The organism is Pseudactinotalea sp., from assembly GCF_048594945.1.
Taxonomy (GTDB): Bacteria; Actinomycetota; Actinomycetes; order Actinomycetales; family Beutenbergiaceae; genus Pseudactinotalea.
This window is the reverse complement of record NZ_JBMDXJ010000507.1, coordinates 1-4466: the sequence shown is the minus strand read 5'-3', so window position 1 is coordinate 4466 and position 4466 is coordinate 1. Positions and strand designations below refer to the sequence as shown.

Sequence of the window (4466 nt, the reverse complement as noted above, 5' to 3'; positions counted from 1 at the left end):
TGCCAGAGCTGCTCGTCGCCGATCTCGTCGTCGTTGCCGAGCAGGAGGTTCTGCCGCACAGTGAGCTCGTACCGTTCGTACTCCTGCACGAGCACCCCGAACCGGTCGAGCCATGCGCGGTCGCCGACGTCGGCGGGCCGCACCCCGTCGGCCTCGACGAGACCGTTGTCGGGCTCGATCAGGCCCAACAGCGCGCGGACCGCGGTCGTCTTGCCTGCCCCGTTCGCGCCGACCAGGGCGATCATCTCGCCGCGCCTGGCCTCGAACGAGACGTCGACCAGGGCGGGCGCGTCGCGGTCGGTGTAGGTGTGGCTCATCTCAGCTAGCCGAATCTCGGCCACCTTCGTGACCGGTACAGACGTCGCGCGCTCCACGGTCTTCGGGGCACGGCCGAGGAAGTCCCGGAGCTTGGCTGCCTGCGGGCCGAAGCTCAGCAGCGAGCCGAGGTCGCTGCCCGCAGCGGCGACGCTTCCTGCGGCAGCGATCACGCCCGTCACGCCTGCCACCGCCGTGGGGCTGAGATCGACGTCGAGCAGAAGTGCGACCAGCGCGCCGAGTACCGACAGCGTCGCGACCGTGCCGACCAGCCACTCGATCCGGAGCTGCGCGCCCCGCAACCGCCTCCGTTCCGCGATGTAGCGGAGCCAGTAGTCACCGGCCTGCCTCGCCACACCGGTACCGGCGCCGAGTACCGCGAGCTCTGCCGCCGAGCGCTGCCGCACCAGCAGGTTGGTGAGATAGCGTTCCCGTGCGAAGAGCTTGCCCACGCGATCCCAGAACGCTTCCAATCGTTGCGCCAACCACCGGCCACCCAGCAGTGCCGGGATCAGCGAGATCGCAGTCAGCAGCGCAGCCAACGGGCTGAACACGGCGACCGCGACGATCACGCCGATCGTCGAGATCACATGTTGCGCGGCCCAGAATGTGAGCACCGGTATCGCGTTGACCACCTGCCAGATGCTCTCGGCGTGCCGCTCGAGCTCAGCCACCACCTCGGGACGAGCGAGGTCGCGGGGCGAGGTCCGGGCGGCTCGCCGTGTGAGTGCGGCCGTGGTGGTGGCGGCTCCGACATCGTCTGCCTGCTGCCGAAGCACCTCGACAGCAGCCCGGACGGGTCCGTTCAACCCGATGATGAGCGCGACCGCGAGCAACGGCACCAGGATGTCCCGCATGGTGGTGCTGTCGGCGCCGAGCGCCGTGACGAGCTCGGCGATCACGAAGACCTGCAGGGCCGGCACGCAGGCGAGCAGCCCGGTGAGCACGGCAGCGACCGCGAAGGCCGCCCGCGCTACCCGCCAGTTCGTACCGACGACGAACGCCACACCCCTCGCAGCCTCGCGCATCACCTCAGGCTAGGGCGCGCTGTCCACCACATTTGTGGCGCTGGGTCAGCCCTCGAACGCCTGCTTGACGTCGTCGAGCTCGCCGGCCACGAGGTTGCTGGAGATCAGCGTGGCGCTCTGACCGCGGAAGCGCTCGGCGAGGCGGTCGAGGTCGCTCTCGAGCGAGACCACGAACAGCGCGGATGTGCCGGCCACGACCTCCTTGCCGATCGTGTCGAGCTGCTCGGAGCTGATGCCCACGCCTTCGACCTTCTTGCGCAAGATGTTGATCGCGGCGCCCGCCGCGGCACCGATCATCGGAAGGAAGAACAGCGAGCCGAGCACGGTGCCGATCAGAGCGCCCCAGCCGGCGGCGCGCCACTCGTCGCGGTTCTCGTACTTCACCTTCGGCTGGTCGGCGCCGGCGGGCCACTCGACCACGGCGTAGTCCTCGACCTTGACGAGCCCCTCGGTCCATGCCTGCTTGAGGGTGGTCGCAGCGGTCTCGGCGCCGTCGGGCGTGTCGAACTTCCAGGCGGTGAACGTGGCCATGGCTTTCCTTCGTGAGGCGGATGGTCACCATCCTGGCGGCTCGGGCGCGGTGCCGCATCCCGGTTGGCGTGGCAGGCTGACGAGATGGCCCTCGACGACGCCCCCACGCCCGACTCGATCGCCGCCGTGGCGGCCGCACGCGGGCTGCGTATCGACCCGACCTCGATCCGCCTCAACGAGGCCGGCCTCGACTTCCGGGTCGTGTACGCCACCGCGCTCGACGGCGAAGCCTGGGTCCTGCGTCTGCCTCGCCGCGGCGACATGGCTGACTCGATCGCCCGTGAAGCAGCGGTGCTGGGTCTGGTCCGCAGGCACCTGTCCGTGGCGGTGCCGGACTGGCAGATCACTGCGGATGACCTGATCGCCTACCCGCTGCTACCCGGATCGCCGGCGCTGACGCTCGGGGAGAACGGCCACCCGGTGTTCCACGTCGACGTGGCCTCGGAACGCTACGCCACCGAGATCGGTCGGTTGATGGCTCGCCTGCACGCCATCCCCACGGACGAGGCCGAGGCCGCCGGGCTAGAGGTGCCGGGACCGGCTGAGATCCGGGCGCTGCGGCGCTCCGAGTACGAGCGCGTTGCCGCCGAGTTCTCGATCGCCGCCGACCTCCGCGACCGCTGGGAGTCGTGGCTGGCCGACGAGGAGACCTGGCCGGAGTGGACGGTGTTCAGCCATGGCGAGCTGTACCAGGCCCACGTGCTCGTGGATGCCGAGGACTCGATCACCGGCGTCCTCGATTGGACGACCGCGGGCTTCGGCGACCCGGCACGGGACCTACTGCTGCAGCAGATGACGGCGCCGCCGGAGGTGTTCGAGCGCACGCTCGAGGCCTATCGTGACGCCGGCGGCCGCACGTGGCCGGGCCTGGCCCGGCAGTGCGCCGAGCTCAGCGCGTTCGGCCCGGTCGGGTACGGGATCTACGCGCTGACCACCGGCCTGCCCGAGCACCGCGCGGGTGCGCAGTCGCTGCTGGACCCGCCCGACTGACCTGCGGTCTCACACCCCGATCGCGAGGTCGTCCAGCTCGGTGATCGAGCCGCCCTGATCCAGCACCCGCTGGTAGTTGGCCAGACGCGCCTCGTCGATCTCGGTGCTCGTGGTGCCGCGCCGCCAGTACCCGAACACGGCCACGTCCTCCTTCGCGAGCCCCAGCTCGGTGCGGAACAGGCGCCGAATCGTGCGCATCTCGTCCCGCTCGCCCGCACCCCAGACCACGTGCCCGGCGGCATCGGCGAGTGCCTGAGCCTGCGCGGCCAGTTGCGCACCCTGGGGCGACACCCGGTGCAGCGTCACCCCCGGAACGGCCGGCAGCTCGGCGAACGCAGCCTCGTCGTCAGTCGCGACCCACCCCACCGCCGGCTGCCCTGCGGGCCACTGCTGCAGCAGCGCGTACAGCGCGGGGATGGCGGTCTCGTCGAGGAACAACGCCGCCGGTCGGCCATTCCCGGCGGGCACGCGGAAGTGCGGCCGCGGCCCACGGAACCGCAGCGTGTCCCCCACCTTCACGCCGGCCGCCCACCGCATCATCGGACTGATGTGGCCGTGCACCACCACGTCCACGTCGATCCGGCCGGCCGCCTCGTCGAACGTGCGCACCGTGTAGACCCGGGACGCCTCGCCCTGGTCGGTATCGACCTCGAGCCGGAGGGCCACGTTGGGCGCGCCCCAGTTGGCGTCACGATGCTCGTGCGGAAGCTGCAGCGTCACCCGCAGCAGCGAGGGCGTCGCCCGCCGCACGGCCACCACCACGGACTCCACGTGGTGCAAGCCGCGGTCGTGGTCGTCCTGCCGGAGAACGCTGTCGTCAACCATGCTCAGCTCCCGAACTCGGCGACGAGCAGCTCGACCGTGTCCACCGCGCTGTAGTAGTCCAGCCGGAACGACGCCGGGCCGAGCGTGTGCACTCGGTCGCCCGAGACCGCAGGCAGGTTGGCCAGCAGCGGGTCGCCGATGAAGGCATCGACCTCCTCCGGTCCGCGGATCGGCACCACGAAGATCGTCTCGGCAGAGCCGAACGCCGAGGGCATGTTCTCCGCGCTGACCACCGCGACACCGGTCGCGCCTGCGGTCTCGACCTGCGCCTCGTCCGGGATCGCTGCGTACTCGAAGCCCAACGACTCCAGCAGCTTCGATTGCGGTGTCTCGTCGGCAAACGCCCACGCGCCGTCCGGCCCGAGATAGACGAGCGCCATCACCGGCTGCGCGGGCAGTGCGATGCCGCCGGACTGCTCCGCCACGAAGGCGTCGTACTCCGCGATCACGGCCTCGGCGTTGGTCTCGAGACCGGTGATCTCCCCGAGTCTCTCGGTCAGCTCCTGCCACGTGGGCGTGCCGTAGTCGAGCAGCACGGTGGGCGCGATCTCGCTGAGCTGGTCGTACGCGTCGAGCGTGGAGTCGCCACCGTTCGCGGACCCGATGATCAGGTCGGGCTCGAGGATCTCGATCCCTTCCAGGTCGAGCTCGAGGTCGGCGTACGCGATCTCGACGCCGCGCTCGTCGGCCACGTCGGCCCACTGCGCGAACAGGCCCTTGTCGTCGGTCAGGCCGGAGACGGTGGCCGCGGCGGTGCCCACGAGCGGCGCATCGATC

General features: G+C 70.6%; 5 protein-coding genes. 1 reads left to right on the top strand and 4 read right to left on the bottom strand.

Annotated elements, in window-relative coordinates; genetic code table 11:
- A partial coding sequence (locus ACOJSN_RS22890; protein ID WP_420114792.1) for an ATP-binding cassette domain-containing protein occupies window positions 1-1343 on the bottom strand: 1343 nt, incomplete at its 3' end.
- 45 nt (window positions 1344-1388) lie between these two features.
- Window positions 1389-1874 (bottom strand): DUF1269 domain-containing protein, encoded by a 486-nt coding sequence (locus ACOJSN_RS22885; RefSeq protein WP_420114791.1) that lies wholly within the window; start codon window positions 1872-1874, stop codon window positions 1389-1391.
- 84 nt (window positions 1875-1958) lie between these two features.
- Between ACOJSN_RS22885 and ACOJSN_RS22880 the strand changes: the two genes are divergently transcribed.
- Entirely contained in the window at window positions 1959-2864 is a 906-nt protein-coding gene (locus tag ACOJSN_RS22880; RefSeq protein WP_420114790.1) for a macrolide 2'-phosphotransferase, read from the top strand.
- 9 nt (window positions 2865-2873) lie between these two features.
- Here ACOJSN_RS22880 and ACOJSN_RS22875 read toward each other — a convergent pair whose 3' ends face one another.
- Together ACOJSN_RS22875 and fepB are read right to left on the bottom strand one after the other, a co-directional pair.
- Complete coding sequence (locus ACOJSN_RS22875; RefSeq protein WP_420114789.1) at window positions 2874-3689, bottom strand: siderophore-interacting protein; 816 nt, start codon at window positions 3687-3689, stop codon at window positions 2874-2876.
- A 2-nt stretch (window positions 3690-3691) separates the two neighbouring features.
- Window positions 3692-4466, bottom strand: a 775-nt coding sequence (gene fepB / locus ACOJSN_RS22870) for a Fe2+-enterobactin ABC transporter substrate-binding protein (protein WP_420114788.1), incomplete at its 5' end; no start/stop codon positions are given.

Bases quoted from the DNA above. Each gene is read 5' to 3' on its own strand.
- ACOJSN_RS22885 (WP_420114791.1), bottom strand. From the start codon at position 1,874: ATGGCCACGTTCACCGCCTGGAAGTTCGACACGCCCGACGGCGCCGAG.
- ACOJSN_RS22880 (WP_420114790.1), top strand. From the start codon at position 1,959: ATGGCCCTCGACGACGCCCCCACGCCCGACTCGATCGCCGCCGTGGCG.
- ACOJSN_RS22875 (WP_420114789.1), bottom strand. From the start codon at position 3,689: ATGGTTGACGACAGCGTTCTCCGGCAGGACGACCACGACCGCGGCTTG.